14 protein-coding genes and 6 pseudogenes are annotated in these 25,396 nt (G+C 63.7%); 7 read left to right on the top strand and 13 right to left on the bottom strand.

Translation table 11 applies throughout. The annotated features are described in order from the left end of the window. The first annotated feature begins 72 nt into the window (after positions 1-72). A complete protein-coding gene (gene acs / locus ACUDAL_RS12730; RefSeq protein ID WP_444678377.1) occupies positions 73-2,022 on the top strand; it encodes an acetate--CoA ligase in 1,950 nt (649 codons plus the stop codon). A gap of 53 nt (positions 2,023-2,075) precedes the next feature. Here acs and ACUDAL_RS12725 read toward each other — a convergent pair whose 3' ends face one another. From ACUDAL_RS12725 to ACUDAL_RS12700, 6 genes and pseudogenes are all read right to left on the bottom strand, one after another. After that, positions 2,076-2,477: a hypothetical protein gene (locus ACUDAL_RS12725; protein ID WP_444678376.1), complete on the bottom strand. Its 402-nt coding sequence runs from the start codon at positions 2,475-2,477 to the stop codon at positions 2,076-2,078. Continuing rightward, complete coding sequence (gene ku, locus ACUDAL_RS12720; RefSeq protein WP_444678375.1) at positions 2,474-3,352, bottom strand: non-homologous end joining protein Ku; 879 nt, start codon at positions 3,350-3,352, stop codon at positions 2,474-2,476. The genes ACUDAL_RS12725 and ku (ACUDAL_RS12720) overlap by 4 nt, the downstream gene beginning before the upstream one ends. After that, the gene (gene ku / locus ACUDAL_RS12715) at positions 3,345-4,121 is read right to left on the bottom strand and encodes a non-homologous end joining protein Ku (protein WP_444678374.1); all 777 of its coding nucleotides are present in this window, start codon (positions 4,119-4,121) and stop codon (positions 3,345-3,347) included. The genes ku (ACUDAL_RS12720) and ku (ACUDAL_RS12715) overlap by 8 nt, the downstream gene beginning before the upstream one ends. Next, positions 4,121-4,339 carry a hypothetical protein gene (locus tag ACUDAL_RS12710; RefSeq protein WP_444678373.1) on the bottom strand — a complete coding sequence of 73 codons (219 nt, stop codon included), beginning with the start codon at positions 4,337-4,339 and terminating at the stop codon, positions 4,121-4,123. The genes ku (ACUDAL_RS12715) and ACUDAL_RS12710 overlap by 1 nt, the downstream gene beginning before the upstream one ends. 27 nt (positions 4,340-4,366) lie before the next feature. Next, positions 4,367-6,909: pseudogene (gene ligD / locus ACUDAL_RS12705) on the bottom strand (DNA ligase D). 167 nt (positions 6,910-7,076) lie between these two features. Further along, positions 7,077-7,529, bottom strand: coding sequence for a hemerythrin domain-containing protein (locus ACUDAL_RS12700; protein WP_444678372.1), 453 nt, complete (start codon positions 7,527-7,529; stop codon positions 7,077-7,079). 252 nt (positions 7,530-7,781) lie between these two features. Here ACUDAL_RS12700 and ACUDAL_RS12695 point away from each other — a divergent pair, with 252 nt between their 5' ends. Together ACUDAL_RS12695 and ACUDAL_RS12690 are read left to right on the top strand one after the other, a co-directional pair. Continuing rightward, positions 7,782-9,071, top strand: a complete 1,290-nt coding sequence (locus ACUDAL_RS12695) for an ATP-grasp domain-containing protein (RefSeq protein WP_444678371.1) — start codon at positions 7,782-7,784, stop codon at positions 9,069-9,071. A 17-nt stretch (positions 9,072-9,088) separates the two neighbouring features. Further along, a pseudogene (locus ACUDAL_RS12690) lies at positions 9,089-11,130 on the top strand (CocE/NonD family hydrolase). A 197-nt stretch (positions 11,131-11,327) separates the two neighbouring features. Here ACUDAL_RS12690 and ACUDAL_RS12685 read toward each other — a convergent pair. The 3 genes and pseudogenes from ACUDAL_RS12685 to ACUDAL_RS12675 all read right to left on the bottom strand — a co-directional run bounded on the left by ACUDAL_RS12685 (position 11,328) and on the right by ACUDAL_RS12675 (position 13,311). Beyond that, positions 11,328-11,846: a ferritin-like domain-containing protein gene (locus ACUDAL_RS12685; RefSeq protein ID WP_444678370.1), complete on the bottom strand. Its 519-nt coding sequence runs from the start codon at positions 11,844-11,846 to the stop codon at positions 11,328-11,330. A gap of 40 nt (positions 11,847-11,886) precedes the next feature. Next, positions 11,887-12,722 (bottom strand): annotated as a pseudogene (locus ACUDAL_RS12680) (manganese catalase family protein). A gap of 160 nt (positions 12,723-12,882) precedes the next feature. Then, positions 12,883-13,311: a general stress protein gene (locus ACUDAL_RS12675; protein ID WP_444678369.1), complete on the bottom strand. Its 429-nt coding sequence runs from the start codon at positions 13,309-13,311 to the stop codon at positions 12,883-12,885. A 309-nt stretch (positions 13,312-13,620) separates the two neighbouring features. Between ACUDAL_RS12675 and ACUDAL_RS12670 the strand changes: the two genes are divergently transcribed. Next, complete coding sequence (locus ACUDAL_RS12670) at positions 13,621-14,283, top strand: LuxR C-terminal-related transcriptional regulator (protein ID WP_444678368.1); 663 nt, start codon at positions 13,621-13,623, stop codon at positions 14,281-14,283. A gap of 100 nt (positions 14,284-14,383) precedes the next feature. Here ACUDAL_RS12670 and ACUDAL_RS12665 read toward each other — a convergent pair. The 4 genes and pseudogenes from ACUDAL_RS12665 to ACUDAL_RS12650 all read right to left on the bottom strand — a co-directional run bounded on the left by ACUDAL_RS12665 (position 14,384) and on the right by ACUDAL_RS12650 (position 21,098). Beyond that, positions 14,384-18,330: pseudogene (locus tag ACUDAL_RS12665) on the bottom strand (hybrid sensor histidine kinase/response regulator). Between the two features lie 36 nt (positions 18,331-18,366). Next, positions 18,367-18,942, bottom strand: a complete 576-nt coding sequence (locus ACUDAL_RS12660; RefSeq protein WP_444678367.1) for a hypothetical protein — start codon at positions 18,940-18,942, stop codon at positions 18,367-18,369. A gap of 95 nt (positions 18,943-19,037) precedes the next feature. Then, positions 19,038-20,832, bottom strand: a pseudogene (locus ACUDAL_RS12655) (sodium:solute symporter family protein). A gap of 6 nt (positions 20,833-20,838) precedes the next feature. Next, positions 20,839-21,098: pseudogene (locus ACUDAL_RS12650) on the bottom strand (DUF4212 domain-containing protein). Positions 21,099-21,834: 736 nt separating this feature from the next. Between ACUDAL_RS12650 and ACUDAL_RS12645 the strand changes: the two are divergent. The 3 genes from ACUDAL_RS12645 to ttcA all read left to right on the top strand — a co-directional run bounded on the left by ACUDAL_RS12645 (position 21,835) and on the right by ttcA (position 25,360). Beyond that, positions 21,835-23,655 carry a putative nucleotidyltransferase substrate binding domain-containing protein gene (locus tag ACUDAL_RS12645; protein ID WP_444678366.1) on the top strand — a complete coding sequence of 607 codons (1,821 nt, stop codon included), beginning with the start codon at positions 21,835-21,837 and terminating at the stop codon, positions 23,653-23,655. Positions 23,656-23,702: 47 nt separating this feature from the next. Further along, on the top strand, positions 23,703-24,236 hold the full coding sequence (locus ACUDAL_RS12640) for an exonuclease domain-containing protein (protein WP_444678365.1): 534 nt from the start codon (positions 23,703-23,705) through the stop codon (positions 24,234-24,236). Between the two features lie 164 nt (positions 24,237-24,400). Continuing rightward, on the top strand, positions 24,401-25,360 hold the full coding sequence (gene ttcA / locus ACUDAL_RS12635) for a tRNA 2-thiocytidine(32) synthetase TtcA (RefSeq protein ID WP_444678364.1): 960 nt from the start codon (positions 24,401-24,403) through the stop codon (positions 25,358-25,360). Positions 25,361-25,396 lie beyond the last annotated feature (36 nt).

Below are 25,396 nucleotides of genomic sequence, written 5' to 3'. Positions count from 1 at the left end.
GTGCCGGCGCAGCCAACAATAACGGGCCGGTGAATACACCGAGAGGGTGCATCTCCTGGAAGAGGCTATTCAATGACCGATCAACAGAAACTCTATCCGGTACGCGACGAGGTCGCCGCCAATGCCTGGATCGATCGTGAAAAATATCAGGCCATGTATCGGCAGTCCGTGGACGACCCCGAGGGCTTCTGGGCCGAGCAGGCCAAGCGCGTCGACTGGATCAAGGCACCCACCAAGATCAAGCACACCTCCTTCGACCCGCACAATGTCGACATCCGCTGGTTCGAAGACGGCACCCTGAACGCCAGCGCCAACTGTCTCGATCGCCACCTGGAGACGCGCGGCGACCAGACCGCCATCATCTGGGAGGGCGACGATCCCAAGGATTCCAAGCACGTCACCTACCGCGAACTGCACGCCAAGACCTGCCAGCTCGCCAATGCCCTCAAGGAGCTCGGCATCGGCAAGGGTGACGTGGTCACGCTGTACATGCCGATGATCCCCGAGGCCGCCGTGGCCATGCTGGCCTGCGCCCGCATCGGGGCGGTGCACTCGGTGGTGTTCGGCGGCTTCTCCCCGGACGCCCTCGCGCAGCGCATCGTTGGCGCCGACTCCCGGCTCGTGATCACCGCCGACGAGTCCGTGCGTGGCGGCAAGCACGTTCCGCTCAAGGACAACGTCGATGCCGCCCTGACCCGCCAGGGCACCGAGGTCTGCGAGAAGGTGCTGGTGGTCAAGCGCACCGGTGGCGAGATCGAGTGGAAGGAAGGCCGCGACGTCTGGTACGACGAGCTGGTCGACAAGCAGTCCAGCGACTGCGCGGCCGAGGCGATGAACGCCGAGGATCCGCTGTTCATCCTCTATACCTCCGGCTCCACCGGCGCACCCAAGGGCCTCAAGCACACCACCGGTGGCTATCTGGTCTATGCCAGCCTGACCCACCAGTACATCTTCGACTACCAGGACGGCGAGACCTACTGGTGTACGGCCGACGTGGGCTGGGTCACCGGTCACAGCTACATCGTCTATGGCCCGCTGGCCAACGGCGCCACCACCCTGATGTTCGAGGGCGTGCCGAGCTATCCGACCCACGGTCGCATGGGCGAGATCGTCGACAAGCACAAGGTCAACATCCTCTACACCGCGCCGACCGCCATCCGCGCCCTGATGGCCCACGGCGACGGCGTGATGGACTCCAGCAAGCGCGACACTCTGCGCATCATGGGTTCGGTCGGCGAGCCGATCAACCCCGAGGCCTGGGAGTGGTATTACCGGGTCATCGGAAACGCTAAGTGCCCTATCGTCGACACTTGGTGGCAGACCGAGACCGGCGGCATCATGATCGCGCCGCTGCCCGGCGCCATGGACCTCAAGCCGGGCTCGGCCACGCTGCCGTTCTTCGGCGTGCAGCCGGCGCTGCTCGACAGCGAAGGCAACGAGCTCCAGGGTTCGGTTGACGGCAACCTTGTGATCAGCGACTCCTGGCCCGGCCAGGCGCGCTCGATCTGGGGCGACCATGACCGCTTCATCCAGACCTACTTCTCCACCTACAAGGGCTACTACTTCACCGGCGACGGCTGTCGTCGTGACGAAGACGGCTACTACTGGATCACCGGCCGCGTCGACGACGTGCTCAACGTCTCTGGCCATCGCATGGGTACCGCCGAGATCGAGTCCTCGCTGGTCGCCCACGAGGCCGTGGCCGAGGCTGCCGTGGTGGGCTTCCCGCATGACATCAAGGGGCAGGGTATCTACATCTACGTGACCCTGAACGACGGCATCGAGCCCAGCGACGAGCTCAAGAAGGAGCTGACCCAGTGGGTGCGCAAGGACATCGGTCCGATCGCCTCGCCGGACGTCATCCAGTGGGCGCCGGGGCTGCCCAAGACGCGTTCGGGCAAGATCATGCGCCGGATCCTGCGCAAGATCGCGGCCAACGAGTGCGACGGCCTGGGCGATACCAGCACCCTGGCCGATCCGAGCGTGGTCGACGACCTGATCGAGAATCGCGCCATTCGTTGAGCACTAGCCTGAGCCAACGACTCTCAGCCGGCCCCAGGGCCGGCTGTTTTGTGTTAGTCCAGTTTCGCGATCGCCTCGATCAGTTCGGCCTTGCTCATGCGGCTGCGGCCGGGCACGTCGTGCCGCTGGGCGCGGGCGTAAAGCGCATTGCGGCTGAGGCTTTCCAACGTGGCGGCGTGGCGCTTGCCGCGCGGTTTCTCCTTGGCGTCGCCTCGGGCGGCGTTCTGCTTTCGCGTGGTGTGCGGGTCTGACGACCCTTTCTTCGCCTCGCTGCGTGTGCCCTGCCGGCCGCTGTGGGTCATGTCGCGCTTGTTGCTCTTGGCGCTCTCGTTGTTCTTGCCGCTCTCTCTGTCCTGGCTGTTCGCGTTGCTCTGGCCAGTGTCGTTGCGGGTCGCCTGGCCGGGCGGACGGCCTTCGGCCAGGCTCTGCTTAAGCACCTGCATCAGGTCGATCACCTCGCCGCCTGCTTCCGCTGCCTCGTCGGGCGGGGCTCCTCGGCCAGGGCGATGACATCCTCGCCGCGTGCGAGCTTCTCCTCGGCCCGGGCGACGATGCGCTGGCTCTGCAGGTCCGTGAGTTCGTCACGCGAGAAGTCGTCCTCGGTCAGGGCCGCCATCGCCTGCTGCATGGCCTTGACCCGCTGGGCGTCGGCTTCGCCGGCTTTGGGCAGGGGCAGGTCGGCGGGGGCGCGCAGCTCATCGGCAAAGCGCAGCGTCTCGGCGCGCAGGATGCCGCGCTCGGCGATGATCGCCACCAGGTACTCCTTGCCGCGCATGACGAAGGTGGCAATGCCGGCACGCCCGGCGGACTCCATGCTTTCGGCCAGCAGGCGGTAGGCCTTGGTCACGCCCTTGTCGGGGGTCATGAAATAGGCACGCTGAAAGTACATCGGGTCGATCTCGTCCAGGCCGACGAAGCGCTTGAGGTCGATCTCCTGGGTCTTCTCCGGGGCCAGCGAATCGAGCTCGTCGTCCTCCACCACCACGAATTCGTCCTTCGCCACCTCGTAGCCGCGCACCAGCTCGTCGTGGTCGAGCACGCGGGCCTCCTTCTCGCAGAAGTAGCGTCGCGCCAGCGGGGTGCCTTCACTGTCGACCATGCGCAGCGACACCGGCTTGGCCCGGTTGGCCGGGTAGAGGTTGACGGGCAGGCTGACCAGGCCGAAGGTAATGGTGCCCGACCACAGCGGGCGTGGTCCGCTGGTGTGGAAGCGTGCCTTCTCCTCACCCTGGGGCGGCTCGCTCTTTTCCTTCTTCTTGCGGTTCGCCTTTGGGTCGGTGTCCTTCGGACGGGTCTTTGCCTTGGTGTTGGCTTTGCTGGGGCTAGGCACGCTTGCGCTCCTTCTTCAGGCTGGCCTCGAGCGCCTTGGTGAGATCGTCGGAGGGTTCGCGGCGGCGAATCGGCGTGACCTTGGGACGCTTGCCCTGCCGCTTGGCCTCGATCAGCGCCAGCACACGCTCGCGGTAGTCGTCGTGGTATTCGGTGGGGTCGAACTCGGCCTCCAGCATACCGATCAGCTGGCGCGCCATGCCCAGCTCCTTGGCGTCCAGCGCCTTGCCCCCGGGCGGCTCGAGGGCGTCGACCGAGACCACCTGCTCGGTATGGCGCAGCGACATCAACATCGGCACGCCGCGATGCAGGCGCAGGGCGCCAACGTAACTCTTCTTGCGCATGACCCAGTGCGCCAGCCCCTCCTTGCCGCTATTGCCCAGCGCCTCGGCCAGCGCGGCGTAGAGCGCCTCGCTGCCGTCGGGGCCCAGATAGTAGGGTCTGTCGTACCAGCGGTGGTCGATGGCCTGGGGCGGCATGAAGCGCAGCACCTCGATGTCGCGGCCAGTATCAGGCTCCAGCGCCTCAAGCTCTTCCTTGTCGAACACCACCAGGCTGCCCTTATCGGTGCGATAGGCGCGCCGAGTCTCGGCATAGGGCACGACCTCGTCGGTCTCGGGGTTGACCATGGCCTGCTTGACCGGCGAGCGGTCCTTCGCGTGGAGCAGGCGAAAGTGCACGCTGCGGTCCTGCACCGCGGAGTAGAGCTTCACCGGTACCTCCACCTCGCCGAAGCGGATCACGCCTTTCCACAGCGCCCGGGCGCTCATCAGCGCTCCTCCTGACGGGTAGCGTCTTCACTGCGGCATGCCTCTTCGTGGCACTCGGGGCACAGTGTGTCGCGGCTCGCGAAGCGCGCTGCCACGCAGCCGGGGCAGATCGGCCGGTCGCAGTCGACGCAGTAATGACCCGCCTCGTAGTGGAAGGTGCACAGGCAGAACAGGCAGGTCTCGGCGCCGGCTTCCAGCCACCAGGGTGCTTCGCTCATGTCGTTCTCTCCGGTACAAGGCCAGCGTCACTTAACGCCCATGGCCTTGAGCAACTTGGCATCCAGCGGGCGTGCCGCCTCGGCGAAATCCGCCCAGGGGTCGTGGCGCAGGGCGGAGAGCCGGCGGCGCAGATTCTGGACGTTGTAGCGATCGGCGCGCAGGGCGGCGTTGAGTTCGTCCCAGCGAATCGGCACTGCAACCGGGGCGCTCTCGCGGGCGCGCACCGTGTAGGAAGCCACCGCCGTGGCGCCGCGCCCGTTGCGCAGGTAGTCGATGAAGATGCGCCCCTCGCGCTTGGCCTTGGCCATGTGGGTGGTGAGCCGCTGCGGATCGTCCCTGGCGTGGGCTTCGGCGACGCCCTTGGCGAAGGCCTTGGCCTGCTCCCACTCGGCGCTGGGTTCGATCGGCACCACCAGGTGCAGCCCTTGCCGCCGGTGGTACGCAGGAACGGCGTGAGGCCCAGCGATTCGAGGCGCTCGCGCAGGGTGCCGGCGACGCGCAGGATCTCCTTCCAGGCCATGCCTTCATCCGGGTCGAGGTCGAACACCAGGCTGTCGGGCTGCTCGAGGTGGTCGATGCAACTGCCCCAGGGGTGGATCTCCAGGGCACCGGCCTGCACCAGGCCGATCAGGTCGGCGGCGGACTCGACGTAGACATACTCGGCGCTGCCTTTCTTCTCGGGCACGTCGATGCGCGGCACGTCGGCAGGAATGGCGCGGCGCGGGTGCTTCTGGAAGAAGCATTCGTCGGTGCGGCCCTGGGGGCAGCGCACCAGCGACAGCGGCCGGCGCGCCAGCCGGGGCAGCACCCACTCATGGATCTGTGCATAGAAGCGTGCCAGGTCAAGCTTGGTCAGCCCCTGTTCGGGAAACAGCACCCGGTCGGGGCTGGTCAAACGCACGCCAAGCAGCGAGGTCTCGTCCTTGCGCCTGCGTGCGCTGGGCTTGCCCGCTGGCGGGGTCGGCTCCGCAGCGTCGTCGGCAGCCAGCTCCTTGGTCGGGGTCATGCGGATCTCCTCGGGGTTGCGATCCTCGCGCAGGCCGCGGAAGGACGGGTGGCGCAGGCGACCGTCGCGGGTGCGCTCGGTGAACTCCACCTCGATCACCAGCTCGGGGCGCACCCAGTGCACCGCACGGCTGTCCGGTACGCTGCCATGGAAGGGCGAGCGCTTCACTTCGCGCTCCTGCAGGGTGGCGCTCAGCTGATCGAGCAGGCGATGGCTGAAACCGGTGCCCACGCGCCCGGCATAGACCAGCCCCTGCTTGCCGTAGGCGCCCATCAGCAGCGAGCCGAAGCCGCTGCGCGACCCGCTGGGCTCGGTGTAGCCGCCGACCACGAACTCCTCGTGGCTGACGCACTTCACCTTGAGCCAGTCGCGGCTGCGCTTCTGCTGGTAGCGGCTGTCGGCGCGCTTGCAGATGATGCCTTCGAGTCCCATCTGGCAGGCGCGCTCGTGAAAGGCTTCACCCTGGTGGTCGAGATGATCGGAGTAGCGTAGGGTGCCGGCCTGGAGACCGGCGGCGTCGAGCAGCGCGGCGAGGGTGCGTTTGCGCTCGCGCAGCGCGACGCCGGAAAGGTCATGGCCTTCGAGGTAGGGCAGGTCGAAGAGCTGGTAGACGAGGGCTGACGTGCGGCCGCTGGAGAGCGCCTCCTGCAGCTCGCCGAAGCGGCTGATGCCATCCTGGCCCAGGGCCACCACCTCGCCGTCGAGCAGCGCCGAGGTCACTGGCAGCGGTGCCAGCGCCCGGGCGATCTCGGGGAAGCGGTGGGACCAGTCCTTGCCGTTGCGGGTGATCAGCCTTACATCGCCCTGCTCGATGCGGGCCAGCAGGCGGTAGCCGTCGAGCTTGATCTCGTAAAGCCAGTCGCCCTTGGCCGGCACTTCGCGTGCCAGGGTGGCCAGCTGCGGCTTTACGTCTCTGGGCAGCCTGGCCTTGCGCGCCCCTTCGAGGCGGCTGGGGGCGGGTACGTTGCGCTTGCCGGCCTCGGCGGTGCCCCAGGTGTTGTCGCGATCCTCAGCGATCTCGGCCATGCTGCGGCCGCTGGCTATGCTTTCATCGAGCTCCGCGGTTAGCGAGGTGTCCATGCGCGGCTTGTCGTCGTGGCGCTTGATGAGCAGCCAGTTGCGTCCGTGCTTGTCCTGGCGCTTGCCGCTCATGCGGGCCAGGGTCCAGCTGCCCTTGAGGCGTTCGCCGTCGAGTTCGATGTCGATCCGGTCCTGTCTGGGTTTGCCCTTGAGCTTCCAGCGGCCGCGGTCCCACAGCATCACGCTGCCGCCGCCGTAGGCCTTTTCGGGGATCACCCCTTCGAACTCGCCGTACTCCAGCGGGTGGTCCTCGACCTCCACGGCCAGGCGCTTTTCGCCGGGTGCGAGGCTCGGCCCCTTGGGCAGCGCCCAGCTCCTGAGCACCCCGTCCTGCTCCAGGCGCAGATCGAAGTGATCGTGGCTGGCCGCGTGCTTGTGCATCACATAGCGATCGCCCGGGCCGGCAGCCCCGCCGCTGTCGCCGGCGGGCTCCCGGGTATGCGTGAAGTCGCGCTTGCGGCGGTACGCCTCGAGTCGTTCCATCGGCTGCATCCTTGGCCGCTGTCCAGACCGCTGGTTCGAGCCCGTAGTCGAGGGCTCCACCGTTCAGCCTAGTCGCCCCCTGCCGCTGCGCCAGTGCGGCGTAACGCAGGGGCCCGGCATTTGCCAGGCCCCTGTCCTTGCCTTGGCGCTGGTAGACCGGTGCAGACCTAGGCGGCCATGAGCTCCTTCTTGCGCGCCTGCATCTTCTCACCGAGTTCCTCGAGCTGGCGCTGCGACATGGTCTTGCGCGCCTGGGGGAACATCTCCTCCTCTTCCTCCTCGGCGTGATGCTCGATCAGCTCCTTGAGCACCTTGGCCCGCCCCGAGAACTGGGTGCTGGCGGGGTCGGCCTTCTTGAGGTCGGGCAGCACCAGGTCCTCGACGGCGCGATGTTCCTCATGCGCTTCGTAGTACATCTTGTCGTTGGCCTTGCCGCTTGCCTCCTTAAAGGCGGGGTAGAAGATCTCTTCCTCGATCTGGGTGTGGACCTTCATTTCCTTCTCGATTTTCGCCAGCAGCTCGGGCCGTTTCTTTTCGGCCCGCTCCGTGGTGTTGACCAGCTGTTCCAGCAGATCGCGCACCTTGTCGTGGTCTTCCTTGAGCAGCTCGAGTGCATTCATGACGTTACCTCCTGTAGTCATCCAGCCGGCAACTGGCGCCGGCCTGCGGCGTCACTTGTTCAACGTAGCCAGACCTGTGCCGCTGTCAAACCAGGGCCGGAGGTGTGCTACGGCTTTGTTTCGTGCGGGTTTGAATGCGTAAAGAATCGTCCTGTCCATGGAACCTTCGTTGGGCCCTGCATATCTTGAGTGGGGCATAGGGAAGAGCGGGGGCCTGAGCGCCCCTATCGATACTGTCAAGGAGAATGACGGATGAAGCGTAATATCTTTGTCGTGGCGCTTGAGGCGCAGCAGCGGGAAGAGCTGAAGACCCTGCGCCACTCAGAGGAGTTCGAAGTTCACAGCCTGCTGTCGGTCAAAGATGCCGTGGAAGCCCCCAGCTTCTCATTCGATGCGCTGCTCGACGAGGCGCGCCGCAAGCTCGACGCTTTCGACGGCTCGGTGGATGCCATCGTGGCTCAATGGGATTTTCCCACCAGCGTGATGGTGCCCATCCTGTGCCAGGAACGAGGCATTCCGGCTCCTTCGGTCGAAAGCGTGCTCAAGTGCGAGCACAAGTATTGGAGCCGCCTGGAGCAGCAGAAGGTCATTCCGGAAGTAGTGCCCGAATTCTGTGCCGTCGACCCCTTTGCCGACGACCCCCTCGCCCAAGTGACCCTGGATTACCCGTTCTGGATCAAGCCGGTCAAGGCGTTCTCGTCCCACCTGGGTTTCAAGATCGAAAACGAGGCGCAGTTCAACGAGGCCATCAAGGAGATCCGTGAAGGTATCCGCCAGCTGGGCGATCCCTTTAACGAAGCGCTTCGGCACGTCGAGCTGCCGCCGGAAATCCGGCAGATGGACGGCAACTCCTGTATTGCCGAACAGATCGTTTCCGGTGCGCAGGGCGCCCCGGAGGGCACGGTCTTCCATGGTGAATTCAATGTGCATGGCATCATTGCCCAGCCCAACTCGGTCAGCAAGGACATCCCCTACGACCGCCTGGAGTACCCGAGCAACCTGCCCGAGCGCGTGCATCGCCAAATGATCGATGTGTCGCGGCGTTTCCTTGAGCATATCGGCTACGACAACGGCTGCTTCAACGCTGAATTCATGTGGGACGAGGCGACCGACAAGCTCTGGCTGATCGAATTCAACACCCGGATCTCCCAGTCCCACAGCGAGATCTTCATTATGGTCGATGGCATGTCGAACCATGAGGTGGCGGTCGACATCGCCTTTGGCGAGCGTCCCTCGATGGCCAATCGCCAGGGCATCGCGGCCGTGGCGGCCAAGTGCTACATCCCCTACGAGCATCGTGACGGAATCGTCAAGCGAGTGCCGAGCGAGGCGGAGGTCCAGGCGATCTGCGAGCGTTTTCCCGGCACCAAGGTGCGGCTCGACGTGGAGCCCGGCATGCGCCTGGGCGATCTCATGCACCAGGACAGCTTCAGCTATCGCCTGGGAACGCTCTATGTGGCGGGCGAGGATCACGAGGAGATTGAGCAGCGCTATAAGGCGTGCCTGGAGGCGCTCCAGTTCGAGATCGAACCCATCGGATGAACCCAGGAGGAGGAGCCGTGAGCATCGTGGATTCGTTTCCCTACAAGGTTCGCGAGATCGAAAACGTCTTCATCCCGATGCGCGACGGGGCGCAGCTGGCCGCGCGGATCTGGCTGCCGGAGGAGGCCGAGCACACGCCGATGCCGGCAATTCTGGAATACATCCCCTATCGCAAGCGGGATATCACCCGGGCCCGTGACAATGCCAACCACGCCTATCTTGCTGGGCATGGCTATGTCTGCATACGCGTGGACATGCGCGGCAGCGGCGATTCCGACGGCGTGCTCACCGATGAGTACACCCAGCAAGAGCAGGAAGATGCGGTGGACGCCATTGCTTGGCTGGCGGAGCAGGCGTGGTGCGATGGCAAGGTGGGAATGTTCGGTATCTCCTGGGGTGGCTTCAACAGCCTGCAGGTAGCGGCCAAGCAGCCACCTGCATTGAAGGCGATCATCAGCCTCTGCTCGAGCGACGATCTCTACGCAGACAACATGCACTACATGGGCGGCTGCCTGCTGGGCGACAACCTCTCCGAGGCCACCGTCATGTTCGCCTTCAATACCTTGCCGCCCGACCCGCAGATCGTCGGCGACCGCTGGCGCGACATGTGGTTCGACCGGATGGAGAACAGCGGCCTATGGCTCGAACCGTGGCTGGAGAACCAGCGACGCAACGCCTATTGGACGACCAGTTCGGTGTGCGAGTACTACTCGGCGGTCCAGTGCCCCGTTTATGCCATCGGCGGCTGGGCCGATGGCTTCACCAATACCGTGCTGCGGTTGATGCAGCATCTCGAGGTGCCGCGCAAGGGGCTGATCGGCCCTGGGGGCACAAATATCCCCACCAGGGGCTGCCGGGGCCTGCCATCGGCTTTCTGCAGGAGGCGCTGCGCTGGTGGGACTACTGGCTGAAGGGCAAGGAGACCGGGATCATGGCCGAGCCGATGCTGCGCGCCTGGCAGCAGGACAGCGTGCCGCCCGATACCTCCTACGAGGAGCGGCCGGGGCGCTGGATCGGTGAGTCCGGCTGGCCGTCGTCCAACATCACCGAGCGGCGCCATGCGCTGGGCCCCTATACCATTGCGCTGGGGGAGGGGCATGGCGGCGCCCACCAGCGCCAGGGCCAGGAGAGCGTGCTGGCGCTTCAGTCGCCACTCAGCGTCGGCATGGCCGCAGGCAAGTGGTGCTCATATGCCGCCACGCCCGACCTGCCCGGTGATCAGCGCGAAGAGGACGGCGGCTCGCTGATCTTCAGCAGCCGCGAACTGGTCGAGCCGCTCGATATCTTCGGCATGCCGGAGCTGGAGCTTGAGATTTCCAGCCACAAGCCGCAGGCCATGCTGGCGGTGCGCCTGTCCGACGTGGCGCCGGATGGCAAGGCGACCCGCGTAACCTACGGCCTGCTGAACCTTTCCCACCGTGACGGCGATGCCAACCCCGAGCCGCTGGTGCCGCACCAGCGCTACCGGGTGCGTATTCCCATGAATGGTATCGCCCAGCGATTCCCCGTCGGGCACCAGCTGCGTGTTTCGGTCTCCACTTCCTACTGGCCGCTGGCCTGGCTGCCGCCCGAGCCGGCCCAGGTGGATATCTATCCCGACAGCAGCGCCCTGATCCTGCCCGTGCGTACGGCGGGGCAGGAAGATGCCCGCCTGCCCGAGTTCGACGAGCCGCAGGAAGCGCCGCCACTGGAGGTGACGACCTTCGAAGCGAGTGAGCATAACTGGCTGTTGTACCGCAACCTGGCGACCAAGGAATCGACCCTGGAAGTGATCAACGACCAGGGGCATTTTCGCATTGAGGATATCGGCACCGAGGTACGGCGCAGCACGCGAGAGTGGTACAGCACCGCCAACGACGACTTCTCCTCGGCGCGGGGCGAGACCTACACCGAGCGCTCCTTCAAGCGCGACGACTGGAATGTGGAGATCTACACCCGCACCGTGCTCAGTTGCACTGAGACCGACTTCCATATCCATGCCCAGCTGGACGCCTACGAGGACGACTACCGCGTCTTCTCTAAGAACTGGGAAAAGGTGATCCCGCGCGACCACATGTAGCGCAATCGCGCTAGATGGCACCACGGCCGCAGGCTCACTGAGTCTGCGGCTTTTTTCCGCTTTGTGCAGCGGGGCGCCCTGTTGGCGAGCGTTTGATTGCGGTTCGATGCAGTGGCAAACCGGAGCAGAGCGGAGCTAATAAAAGGCCCGGGTGGAATCCCGGGCAAGGAGGGGCATGGATAATAGGGGAAACGGGTTCAAGTCTTGGCGCGAAGATCGCCATCTTCTGAGCGTGCCAGGAACTGGCGAGTGGTATCGTCAAGGTGGTCGCCGAGCCACTGCGCCATGGCTTCCTCCTCTTTGAGAATTTCCTGGCAGATCCTCGCAATCTCGGACTTGCCGACGGTTTCGGCGGCCTGGATCAGCGCCTTGTAGCTGGCAATTTCGAAGTGCTCGAAGGCGTAATGGGCCAGGCCAGCCTTCATCACTTCGTCGCCAGACATCATGGCCCCCATGGCTTGGCCAAAGGCGCTCATTTGGGCGCCCAGGTCCTTGAAGGTAGAGACATCGGTGCCGAGCAGCGACAGGCATTGCTCGATCCGCTCGGTCTGGCCGCGGGTCTCGGTCAGGTGCTGTTCAATGCGCGCCTGCAGCTGCGGATAGTGCTCGAGGCGCTTGGCATGCGTCTCCAGCATCTGCTCTGCCTGCTTTTCCATGGCATGTGCATCGCGCAGCCAGTCTTCCAGATGCTTGGGTGCCTGCGGTTCGGTGCCCATAGGTTACCTCCTTGCGTGATGTGCATGATCCTGCCGGGTGTCACTTCGGCGGGTTGATCTGCTCTTCCTGAGCCCCGGAGTGGGGCTTGGCCGGGCCTAGCTTGGGCTCCTGGCCTTCCGGTGCCGGCTGGTTTCTGACCGAGAACTCGCCGCGGCCGTCGAACGAGGGCCCCTGGCCCCAGCGGCCCTGCGGTGCTTCCTTGTCCAGCAGGGTGTTGAGGTAGTAGTAGGAGTGTTCGGTCGCTTCATGGGCTTCAGGGGTGGAGTTGGGTATCGGAAGCTGGGCCTGCAGGCCGCCCATCTCCTCGATCACGGCCAGCCACTGCTGCTGATGCATGGTGTCGCGTGCAATGAGGAAGGCGAGAAAGTCCTTCATGCCGTGGTCGTCGGTCCAGTTGTAGAGCCGTGTCGCCAGCACTCGGCCACCAGCCTCGGCGGTCACGTTGGCCAACATGTCGGCTGCCACGTTGCCGGTAGCGTAGATATGGCTCATGTCGAACGGCACGCCGTTGGCATTGACCGGCATGGCCGACAGGCCCGACGAAAGCAGGTGGCGCGGGTTGGTGCCGCCGAGAATGGCGCGGATCACCGGGTCCTTGGCCGATTCCTCCTGATACGAGACCGGAGCGCCTTCCAAGTTGAGTGCCACGGCGTGGCCCAGCATCTCGATGTGCGAAAGTTCTTCGGTGGCCGTCGACAGCAGCAGGTCGCGAATACGGTCGTCGCCACGGGCGCCCATGGCCTGGAAAAAATACTGCATGGCCACGCGAATTTCTCCTCCACGCCGCCGATGGCCTGCTGCAGCAGCATGGCGAACTGTGGGTCGGGCTTGTCCACCTTGACCGGATATTGCAGCTTCGAGGAATGATGGAACATCGATAACTCCTTCGCTCTTCGTTACGCCATGACATCCCTGTCTTGGCCACTCGGGGACATGATAAGGCGCGGTATAAGGGGGAATGAAGCCCTAATCACCCAGCAACCAGTCGGGCTTCACGACTAAGGCTGCTGGAGTGACATCCAGCAGCCCCAGGGATCAATGCCCTTGGCTTTTGCCACCCTTGCGGCCGGCTTCGGCAGCTTTCTGGCGGTCGTTGGCGAAATTGCCACCGCTGTTCTTTCCGCCTTTCTGGCCAGCCGACGATGCCTTTTGCGTGTCGTTGGCGAAATTTCCACCGCTGTTCTGGCCGCCCTTGCGCCCTGCCTCGGAGGCTTTCTCCGGGTCGTTGGCGAAGTTTCCACCGCTGTTCTGGCCGCCCTTGCGGCCTGCTTCTGCCGCTTTCTTGGGGTCGTTGGCAAAGTTGCCGGGGTTCTGATTGCGCTGCGCCATGACTGACTCCTTCAGGTTGGTGCTGCAAACGGAACACGGTGTTCCGGTGCAATCCGTACTTCCTTTTATCGGCATTCCGGCGCGACTGGTTTCGCCGTTGACTTCAAAGTAGGTAATGAGAAGAAATTGCAGCAAGAACTAAGCTGTTTCCGTGTGAAAAGAAAGGTGTCGCTATGAGGGTGGGTAGGAAAATCAGGAAAAAGGGATGGGGCGGTGGGAAAGTTCACGCTACGCTTGGCAACAACCGTGCAGTTCAGAGGCGGTCGCTTGCTCCGGATGCGATTTCTGACCCAGGTCAGTAAGAGAGAGCTGGCCCCATGGCATTGTCGACAACGGCCGGGATAGGCTTGGGAAAGCCTTCCTGCATGGGGTAACATGCGGTATCACAAGATCAGCCCAGTGTGGCGGCTCAGGCCCGCTGCGCAAGGAACCGGAGGAGAATCCATGGCCTTTGCCCAGAAATTCATCGTTGCCGATGATCATCCGCTGTTCCGAGCAGCCTTGACCCAGGCGCTGCGCCAGCTGGCGCCCCAGGCTGAGATCGTGGAAGCCGACACCATGGCGGCGACCAGCGAAGTGGTCACACGCCACCCCGATGCGGACTTGATCCTGCTGGATCTGCATATGCCGGGTGCGCACGGCTTTTCCGGGCTGATTCAACTCCGTGGGCAGACCCCCGATATTCCGGTGGCGGTAGTATCAGGCAGCGACGAGCCGCACGTGGTGCGTCGGGCCATCGACTATGGTGCTTCGGGCTTCATCCCCAAATCCTCTTCGCTGGCGCTGATCGCCGAGGCCGTGGGCGAGATCCTCGACGGTGAAGTGTGGCTGCCCAAGGAGCTCGCCGATGTGATGGGTGACTCCAACGAAGAGGAGACGCGTTTTGCCGAAGCGATCGCCTCGCTCACGCCGCAGCAGTTCCGCGTGCTCAATATGTTGACCGAGGGGCTGCTCAATAAGCAGATCGCTTACGAGCTCAACGTTTCGGAAGCCACGATCAAGGCGCATGTCACGGCGATCTTGCGCAAGCTCGGGGTGCATTCGCGCACCCAGGCCGTGATTGCCGCTCAGAAGCTCGAGGTCGAGCCGCCCAAGGTCGACTCCTGATCCTCCCCGGCGATTCTCACCTACGCATCGGCCCGGCATCTGCCGGGCCGATGCGCTGAGCGGCGCCATAACGGATCACTCGCAGGCCTACTCGCGGCTTTCACTCTTCCAGGCGGTTGGCCCGGCTGGCCTGCAGGGTCCTTGTCAGCAGCGCGCGCAGGGCGGCGGGGCGCACCGGCTTCTGCAGCAGGTGGTAGCCGCTGCGACGGATCTCCTCGGCCACCTCCTCGGTACGATCCGCGGTGATCACGATGCCTGGTACGGCGCCCTGCAGCCGTTCGCTGATCGCCTCCAGCGCCATCAGTCCGGTGATCTCATTGTCGAGGTGGTAATCGGCCAGTATCGCGTCGGGCTCGCCATCGAGATTACGCAGGATCGACTTGGCGCCACCGATGGTGGTGGCGGTGAACACTACGCAGCCCCAGCCCGATAGCATCGCCTTCATGCCTTCCAGGATGAGCGTTTCATTGTCGATGCACAGGATGTGGGTGCCGGCGAGCTTGTTGCCGGCGCGTCGCGGGGCCTGCTCCTGCTCTTCCTGATGGGGGCGAGCGGCCACGATGGGCACCGTGACCGAGAACACCGTGCCGATGCCCTCCCACGAGCGTACCCGAATCGGATGGTCGAGCACCCGGCTCATGCGATCGGCGATCGACAGCCCCAGCCCCAGCCCCTTCTCGCTCTCCTTGTGCCGCGACGCCTGATCCAGGCGGCGAAACTCCTGGAAGATCTCGGTCTGCTTCGATTCGGGTATCCCTGGTCCGCTGTCCCAAACCTCGATCGACAGGCGCTGGCCGTGACGGCGGCAGCCGAGCAGCACGCGTCCCTCCTGGGTGTAGCGAATGGCGTTAGAGAGGAAGTTCTGAATGATTCGCCGCAGCATCTGGGGATCGCTGTCGACCCACTGACGAGTGGGCACCATGGCGAGATCGAGGCCGCGGTCATCGGCCATGACGGCAAACTCGGCGTACAGCGGCTTGAGAATGTCGGTGAGGGGGAAGTGGTTGCGCCGCGGTGTCAGCGCCCCGGCATCGAGCTTGGAAATGTCAAGCAGGGTGCCCAGCAGCTCCTCGGCGGCCTGCAATGAGTTGTCGATATGGCCGATGGTGCGCTTCATGGTGTCATCGGTCACATCCTGCGACAGTGCAGAGGTGAATAGGCGGGCCGCGTTGAGCGGTTGCAGCAGGTCGTGGCTGGCCGCGGCCAGGAAGCGGGTCTTGGAGGCGTTGGCGTCCTCGGCGAGCTGCTTGGCCTGGCGCAGGGCTTGCTCGGCCTCCGCGCGCACGCGATTCTCCTGGCGCAGCGCGGCGTTGGCCTCGGAGAGAGCCAGGGTGCGCTCGCGTACGCGCACTTCCAGGGTCTCGTTGGTCTCCTTGAGCGCGATCTCCGCCAGGCGTCGCTCGGTGATGTCCTGATACAGAGAGAAGAAGCCGAGGATGGCGCCGCTGTCGCCGAAGTGGGGAGTATAGGTCACCAGCATGTAGCGCAGCCCTTCTTCGCTGTGCATCGACACTTCGAAGCTGACCCGTTCGCCGGCCAGGGCGCGACGAATCCAGGGTTCGCGCTCCAGGGCCAGGTCCCCGCCGATCACCGAGTTGACATGCTTGCCGATCACCTCGTTGCGGTCGATGCCGAACGCCTGCTCGTAGGCACGGTTGGTGAAGAGGTAGCGGCACTCCTTGTCGAAGTAGGCGATCAGGGCCGGCACGTTGTCGGTGTAGATGCGGATATTGTTCTCGGAGCGAATCAGCGCTTCCTCGATGCGCTTCTGCTGGGTGATGTCCTGGTAGGTGTAGACGAAGCCGCCGCCCGGCATGGGGTTGCCCTGCACCTCCAGCACGCTGCCGTCCTGTCGGTAGCGCACGTAGCGGTGGGGCTGGCCGTCGCGGATATTGTCGATCAGCAGCTGAACGTGCTCCTCGGGGTCGCCGGGGCCGTATTCGCCGTTATGGGCGTTGTAGCGGAAGATCTTGTCGATGGGCGCCCCGACCCGGATCAGATGATCCGGGAAGCGGAACAGCTCGAGGTAGCGCTGGTTCCACACCACCAGGCGCATGTTCTGGTCGACCACGCTGATGCCCTGGTTGATGTTCTCGATGGTGGCCTGCAGCAGGGCGCGGTTGAACTCCAGCACCTGCGAGGCTTCGTCGACGATGGATATCACGTCGGAGATGCCGATCCCGCGCCCCTGCAGCGCCGAGTTGACCACGATGCGCGCCGACGAGGCGCCGAGCACCGAGGCGAGGAAGCGCTCGGTGAACTGGATCACGTCGATGGAGGCGCGGTTGCCGTCTTCCAGGGGCTTGCTGGTGCGTCGGGCATAGTCATCAAAGGCCCGCTGAACCTGGTTGGCGCCGAGGAAGCGTTCGCACAGCACCTTGAGATCACCCACCGTGGTGGCGCCGGTCCAGGGGCGGTTGATCGAGGTCTGACGGGTCTCGACGCTGTCGACGAACAGCGAGGCCTGGATTCTCTCCACGACACGCTGGGAAGTGACCTGCGAAATGAAGATGTAGCAGAACAGGTTGACCCCCAGCGAGAGCATCACGCCGTGAGTGAAGGTATCGCCGAAGTTGAGGCCGAACAGCGAGGTGGGAGTCAGCCAGGCGATGCCGAAGGGCCGCCGGCCAGCCAGTGGGCGGGTAACACGCCGCCCTGGATCATCGCCGGCATCAGCAGGCTGTAGGCCCAGATCAGGAAGCCGGCGTTCATGCCGACGATCACCCCCAGGCGATTGCCGCGTTTCCAGTACAGGCCGCCCAGCAGGGCCGGCGCGAACTGGGCGGCAGCGGCAAAGGAGAGCATGCCGATCGCTGCCAGCGAGCTGAATTCGCCGATCAGGTGATAGAAGCCGTAGGCCAGCGCCAGGATAAACACGATGGTGATGCGCCGCGCCTGCAGCACCAACCTGCCATAGTCGCGCGGCCGCGTATCCAGCCAGCGCAGGCGGAACAGCAGCGGGATGACAATCTCGTTGGAGATCATGATCGACACCGCCACCGTAGCCACGATGACCATGCCGGTGGCCGCCGAGAAGCCACCGATGTAGGTCAGCAGCGTCAGCCAGTCGTTCCCCGCTGCCATGGGCAGGGCCAGCACGAAGGTATCGGGCTCGACCGAGCCGTCGGGGAACAGGGCCAGGCCGGCCGCGGCGATGGGCAGGATGAAGAAGGCGAAGGCGATCAGATAAAGCGGGAAGAGCCAGCGCGCCTTGGCCGCATCGTCCGGGTGGGTGTTCTCCACCACGGCGACATGGAACTGACGCGGCAGGCAGAAGACCGCCAGCATGGCCAGCAGCGTCTGGGCCCAGAAGCTCTGACCGAAATTCTGGTCGGCCAGCTGGCGCTGCAGTTCAAGCTGGCTATCGGCCCGGCTCATCAGGTCGCCGAGGCCGTTGAACATCCCCCAGGTGACGTAGGCTCCGAGGAGCAGGAAGGCAAGCAGCTTTACCAGCGACTCGAAGGCGACTGCGTGAATCAGCCCCTCGTGGTGCTCCGTCGCATCGGTGTGCCGGGTGCCGAACAGAATGGCGAAGGCCGCCATGACCAGTGCCACATAGAAGGCTGTGTCGGCAAACAGCGGGGTGTGGGTGATGTCCGTGGCGTCGGTGAGCACCGCAAAGGAAGTGGCGACCGCCTTCAGCTGCAGGGCGATGTAGGGCAGGGTGCCGATCAGAGCGACCAGGCTGGCGAAGGCGGCCAGCGACTGGGTCTTGCCGTAGCGCGAGGCGATGAAATCGGCGATGGAGGTAATGTTCTGGCGCTTCGCCACCCGGATCATCTTGGCCAGTACGGGCCAGAACAGCAGGAAGGTCAGGATCGGCCCCACATAGATGCTGGCAAAGGACCAGCCGGCCGTGGCGGCCTGGCCGACCGCCCCGTAAAAGCTCCACGAGGTGCAGTAGATCGCCAGCGCAAGGATATAGATGATCGGCCGGCGGCGGCTAGCCCCATGCTTTCGCGCATGGCGATCGCCGCGCCAGGCGATGGCGAACAGTACGGCAATGTAGAGCAGCGAGACGGTAACCAGCAGCCAACCGGAATACATGCGTAGCCCCTGGGTGTCGCGTTTCATTCTATGGGATTACGGTGTCAGGAACAGCCGCGCTGGGTGCATGGCCGGCATGGTGAATGCCGGCCCGCCAGGGTCAGGCGTGGCAGACTGCCTGATAGAGTCGAGACTGCCTGTCGATGGCGCGCAGCTGTGAAACGCGCGGTTGGCGAGGTTCACCGGCCAGGGGGCCATTTCGGCGGAAGTGCAGTTCATCAGGTACGCCTGGTGCGAGAGCCTGTCGACGTAATCCTTCTCGAAGCGATAGAGGATGAATTCGACCAGTTGGTGCTCGTCGCTCTGGTAGACCGCCATGCTGGCGGTATCCACCACGGTGAAGGCAATGGTCATGGGGAAGAAGAAGGTCCAGGGGCGCCAGTACGCCTGGCCCTGTTCGGTCTCGACCACCTGGGAGGTGGCAGGGAGCTGGCTCTGCTTGTGGTCGATCCAGGTGTATTCATAGTGAATCTGATAGCCCAGCATGCCGAGGCCGGCAAACACCGGAATGATCCACCGCGGCAGGCGCTTGCCGCTGGCAAAGCGCAACAGTAAGCCAATGCCTGCGGCCCCCAGGCCAGCGAAGGCGGCTGCAATCAGATGCCAAATCATATGCCTTTTTCCTGAAAGAAATCGGGCTTCCCGAGGGAAGCCCGATCCAGATTGAGTCCCGGCCGGCATGGGCCGAGCCGGGATGCCATTATGGCTTAGTGGTCGATGGCTGCGCCAGCGCCTTCGGATAGCGCACGCTTTCCACCAGGTCCTGGATCTCCTGCGGCGGCTCCGCGGTGACGCTGGAGATAGCGTAGGCGACGCCGAAGTTGATGAGCGCACCGACGGCTCCGAAGGAGAGCGGCGAGATGCCCATGACCCAGTTCGGCTCCGTGTTGGGCAGCATGTTGGTGCCCGGAATGAAGAACCAGCCCAGGTAGGTGAAGATGTAGAGCAGCGTCGAGAGCAGGCCGGCCAGCATGCCGACGATGGCGCCCGTGCTGTTCACCCGCTTGGAGAAGATACCCATCATGATGGCCGGGAAGAGTGACGCACCGGCGATACCGAAGGCCAAGGCAACCACCTGCGCGGCAAAGCCAGGCGGGTTCAAGCCCAGGTAGGTTGCCAGCAGGATGGCACCAGCCATGGCGATCCGCGCGGCAAGCATTTCCCTTTCTCGGAAATGTTGGGATTGATGGTCTTCTTGATCAGGTCATGACTGATGGCGGAAGAGATCGCCAGCAGCAGGCCCGCTGCGGTGGAGAGTGCGGCGGCAATACCACCAGCGGCGATCAGGCCCACGACCCACGGCGGAAGGTTGGCGATTTCCGGGTTGGCCAGTACCAGAATGTCGTTGTTGACCACCAGCTCGTTGCCGGCCCAGCCGCGCTCTTCTGCGGTTCCCGCGAACGCCGGGTTGGCATCGTTGTAGAGCTGGATGCGGCCGTCGTTGTTGTGATCCGTGAAGGTGATCAGACCGGTGTCTTCCCAGGTACGGAACCAGTCCGGACGCTCTTCATAGAGGATCGGCTCGGCCATGGCGTCTTCGTAGCTGGCAACCTGGCCGGCCGCCTCGGGATAGACGGTGGTCAGCAGGTTCAGGCGTGCCATGGAGGCCACTGCCGGTGCGGTCAGGTAGAGCAGGGCGATGAACACCAGCGCCCAGCCGGCAGACCAGCGTGCATCGGCCACCTTCGGTACCGTGAAGAAGCGAATGATGACGTGGGGCAGACCCGCGGTACCCACCATCAACGATAGGGTGAACAGCGTCATGTTCAGCTTGTTGTCCACGTCTGCGGCGTAGTCGCGGAAGCCCAGTTCGACCAGCACTTCACTCAGCTTGGCCAGCAGCGGCATGCCGGACTCGTTGTGCGTGCTGAACATGCCGAACATCGGGATCGGGTTGCCGGTCAGCTGCAGGGCAATGAACACCGCCGGGATGGTGTAGGCGATGATCAGAACGATGTACTGCGCCACCTGGGTGTAGGTGATGCCCTTCATGCCGCCGAAAACGGCATAGAAGAAAACGATGATCGCCGCGATCCAGATGCCCGTGTTGTTGCTCACCTCGAGGAAGCGTGAGAACGCCACGCCGGCACCGGTCATCTGACCGATAACGTAGGTGACGGAAGCGATGATCAGACACACCACCGCCACGGTACGCGCCGTGGTGCTGTAGAAGCGGTCACCGATGAAGTCGGGCACGGTGAACTTGCCGAACTTGCGCAGATAGGGCGCAAGCAGCATGGCCAGGATGACGTAGCCACCGGTCCAGCCCATCAGGAACGAGGAGTTGGCGTAGCCGCCAGAGGCCAGCAGGCCGGCCATGGAGATGAACGAGGCCGCGGACATCCAGTCGGCCGCCGTTGCCATGCCGTTGGTCACGGGGTGCACGCCGCCACCGGCGACGTAGAAGTCTTTAGTGGAGCCGGCACGCGCCCAGATGGCGATGCCGATGTAGATGGCGAAGGAGCCGCCTACGAATAGCAGGTTGATGGCAAACTGACTCATACTGGCTTACTCCCCGAGGCCGTACTTCTGGTCCAGCCTGTTCATCTTCCATGAGTAGAAGAAGATCAGGCCGATAAAGGTCAGAATGGAACCCTGCTGGGCGAACCAGAAGCCGAGATCCGTTCCCCGATGGGGATGCCTGACAGCAGGGGGCGCAGGAGAATGGCGAAGCCATAGGAAACCAGGGCCCAAACGATCAAACAGCCTGTGATCAGGCGAAGGTTCGCCGACCAGTACGCAGCAGCATTGGATTTATCATCTGCCATAGTGTTGCTCTCCACTTGTTTTTGAGGTTGGGGAATTGCTCGGAGCGTTACCATGCCTCATCAGGGTCACCTACAAAGTCAAAGGACAGGTCGCTTTTTTGTCAGCGCTCGCTAGCGCCTTTTCTTGTCATGCTTCCTTGGTCTCGTGTCGCTGACAGCGTCGCCTTTTATCCTGGTGGCGAAGCGCTATTTTGATGTGCGTATGCCCTGTGTGACTCAGAAGCAATACTGGTCAATAACCCTCAAAAATAAATCCCAGACTTTGGTATCATGAGCAAAATGTAATCGACTGGTTTTTATTTTTCACGTTTTAAATCAATAACTTAATATTGTAATTAGAGTAAGATCGCCGCAAGATCCCCGCCGGGGTTGGACGATTGTCTAGCGCCGTATTCTCTTTGACTTTTGTCTATAAGGTGGAGGGTTATACCATCGTCTAGTGTTGTTGATGTCAATGTAACGTTCACCGGGTGCGCTAGGACGATGGTCTAGCTTATATCGCAAAAGATGAAGTTGTTATTCTGCCCTTGATGAAGCGCGTGCAGTGTGCGGATGCAGCATTTTCGTCACGGCCGGGGCTCACGGCTTGCCGCATCAAGCCGGTCTCGGTATCCGGTCAGCATGTGCGATAGCGACGGAAGCCGGCCTGCTTCGGCAGCGTCACGCGTCGGCGACTTCAGGGTGCCCATGAACAGGATTGAATCCGGCCGAGGCCGAACTACGAGGGCAGCAGCACATGGTCGATGTGGATCTCTCTCAGCCGCCGTTCTCCTTTCTGGATGAAGCCGGGCGTGAGCGCGTTCGTGGTGGCATCGACCTGGCTTACTTCGATCGTGACGAGATCATCCTCGAAACCGGGCAGCCGGGAGAGTACGTCTTCCTGATCCACAAGGGTGAGGTCGCCGAACTCGACACCACCCTGCCGGGCGCCCGCGAACGGATCGGCCACTACACGGCGGGCGATCTGTTCGGTGCCATCAGCATCCTGAACGGCAAGAGCCGCTACCGCTTCCGCGCCGAGCAGGAGAGCCTCTGCTACCTGCTGCCCAAGGCGCTGTTCCTGCAGCTGTGCGAAGATTTTCCTCCCTTTGCTGAGTTCTTCCGCCAGACCCTGGCCCATAAGGCGCGCCTGCTGACCGAGCAGCGCGCGGAGGGCGGGGTGACCATGGCGGGGTTCATGTTGGCGAAAGTCAGCGAATGCATGCGCGCCCCGTTATGCGTGGGGCCTCAGGCGACCATTGCCGAGGCGGTGGCCACCTTGCACGACAGCCATGCCGACAGCCTGCTCGTCAAGGATACCCAGGGCGCCGGGATGGTCACCAAGACCGACCTGCTCAATGCGCTGGTGCTCGAGGGGAAGGCGCTCGATAGCCTGATTCGGGATGTCGCGCATTTCGAACTGGTGACGGTGGGTCCGGACCAGTACCTGTTCGAAGTGCTGGTGACCATGACGCGCTTCAAGGTCGAGCGAGTGGTGGTCATGGACGCAGCAACGCCCATCGGGGTTGTCGAGCTGACCGATGTGCTGAGCTACTTCTCCAGTCGCAGCTATGTGGTCAGCCTGCAGGTCGAACAGGCCGAGAGCCTGGACGCGCTGTTCCGCGCCAGCCGCCGTACGCCGGAGCTGGTCAAGGCGCTGATGGCCCAGGGCGTCAAGCTGCGCTTTGCCATGGGGCTGTTGGCAGCGCTGAACGGCCGAATCATGTCGAAGGCGTGGGGCTTTCTCATCGACGAGCGCTACCACCGCGACAGCTGCCTGATGGTGATGGGTAGTGAAGGGCGCGGCGAGCAGATCCTCAAGACCGACCAGGACAATGGGCTGATCCTGGCCGACGGCCTCGAATGGCCCGATGTGCAGGCGCAGATGCAGCGGCTCACGGAGACCCTGATCGAGCTGGGCTATCCGCCGTGCCCCGGCAACATCATGGTATGCAACCCGGAGTGGGTCGGCAGCGTGGCGAAATGGCGCGAGCGAATTGCGCGCTGGGCGCGGGCCCGTGACGGCGACAGCCTGATGAAGCTGGCCATTCTGCTCGACTCCCATGCAGTGGCGGGTAACCCCGCGCTGCTGGACAGGGTGCGCGAAGCGATGTTCGAGCACTGTTCCCGCGACGAGATACTGCTCTCCTATTTTGCCCGTGCGGCGCTGCGTTTTTCCACACCGCTGACGCTGTTCGGCTCGCTGAAAAAACCGCAGCACGGTATCGACATTAAGAAGGGCGGGATCTTCCCCATCGTGCACGGGGTGAGGACCATGGCGCTCGAGCGGCGCATCAAGCCCACCTCGACGCTGGAACGGCTCGAGGCGCTGGCGGCCGACGGCCGCCTGGAGGAGCGCATGGCCGAGGATCTCGCCGAGGCGCTGTCACTGTTCACCGAGCTCAGGCTCAAGCAGCAGCTGGCACGCCTCGACGGCAAGGCGGAAGGCAAGAGCCCCGACCGTGTCGTGGTGCAGCAGCTGTCGTCGCTGGAACGCGACCTGTTGCGCGAAGCCCTGCATATCGTCAAGGAATTCAAGCAGCACCTCTCACAACGCTACCACCTGGAGTATTCCTGATCCGCAGGGTCGGAGGCCAGGCTTAGGACAACAACAGGAGGTCCTGAATGTTACGCGCACTGCGCCGGGTCAACGATCGGCGCCGACACGCCAATGGCGAATATGCCTGGCTGTTCCACCCCTATACCGGCGACGAGCTGGTGGCCATCGACTGCGAAACGACAGGTACCGACCCGCGTAAGGCAGAGCCTGTTTCCATCGCTGCCGTCAAGGTGCGGGGCGACCGGGTGCTGACCAGCGAGTCCCTGGTTCTGCATCTGCAGCGCCCGGCCACGCTGACCGGCGACTCCATCCGCATCCACGGGCTGCGAGGCGTCGACCTGGTCGATGGCGAGAACCTGGATCAGGCTCTGGACAAGCTGCTCGATTTCATCGGCAATCGCCCCCTGCTGGGCTGGCGGCTGGAGTTCGATCTGGCGATTCTCAACCGCCAGCTGAGGCCGCGCTTCGGCTTCGACCTGCCCAACAGCGGAATCGATGTTGCCCAGCACTATTTGCGCCAGCAGCGGCGCAGCGTCATGGAACCCGAGGCTACGGGGTTCGCTTCGAGGCGGCGGCGGAAAGCCTCGGCGTGCCGGTGATGGGTCGCCATACTGCCCTGGGTGACGCCGTTACCACGGCGCTGATCTACCTTCGCCTCGAGCAGGGTGCGCTGCCGCTGTGCCAGCAGGCGTGACGGCCGGCGCGGCATCGCCTGGCGACTCGGGTAATGGTAGGATGTGCGCCCATTACCCACCCCGTTTTCATGGCAGCGCCGACCATGCTCAACCCGATGACCTTCGATCCGCGTCACCTCGATGTGCGTAGCGACGCCGTTGTTCCCGAATCGCCAGGCAGCGTGAGGAACGACCCGCTTGCCGAGCTCGATGCCAAGCAGAAGCGCGAGTTCAACAAGCTGCAGAAGCGCCTGCGGCGCCAGGTCGGACACGCGATCATCGATTACGGCATGATCCATGAGGGTGATCGCGTGATGGTGTGCCTGTCCGGCGGCAAGGACAGCTACACGCTGCTGGAAATCCTGCGCAACCTGCAGCGCAATGCGCCGGTGAATTTCTCGCTGGTGGCGGTCAACCTGGACCAGAAGCAGCCCGGCTTTCCCGAGCACGTGCTGCCGGCCTATCTCGATTCGATCGGCATCGAATACTACATTCTGGAGCGCGACACCTATTCGGTGGTGAAGGAGAAGACCCCGGAGGGCAAGACCACTTGCGCGCTCTGCTCCCGGCTTCGCCGCGGCTCGCTGTACGGCTTTGCCGAAGAGATCGGTGCCACCAAGGTGGCGCTCGGCCATCATCGGGAAGACATACTGGAGACACTGTTCCTGAACATGTTCTACGGTGGCAGTCTCAAGGCCATGCCGCCCAAGCTGCTTTCCGATGATGGTAAGAACATCCTGATTCGCCCGCTGGCCTACTGCCGCGAGGCTGATATCGCCGAGTTTGCGAGGCTGATGGATTTTCCGATCATCCCCTGCAACCTGTGCGGCTCGCAGCCCAACTTGCAGCGCCAAATCGTCAAGGAGATGCTGGCCGAGTGGGAGGCCAAGCATCCGGGGCGGCTCGAGACCATGTTCAAGGCGGTGACCAATGTGGCACCCTCACAGCTGGCCGACCGCGATCTGTTCGACTTCGCCGGCCTGGAAGAGGAGCGCTCACGGCGGCGCGCCAACCGCATCGACGCCCTGGAGCTGGGCCGCCACGCCTGAGTTGGCCAGGCGGCGCTTGCCGCAAGCCACAGCATG

This window comes from Halomonas sp. E19, assembly GCF_052439355.1.
GTDB lineage: Bacteria > Pseudomonadota > Gammaproteobacteria > Pseudomonadales > Halomonadaceae > Halomonas.
The sequence above is the reverse complement of the archived record's forward strand: the minus strand, read 5'-3'. Positions and strand labels throughout refer to the sequence as shown.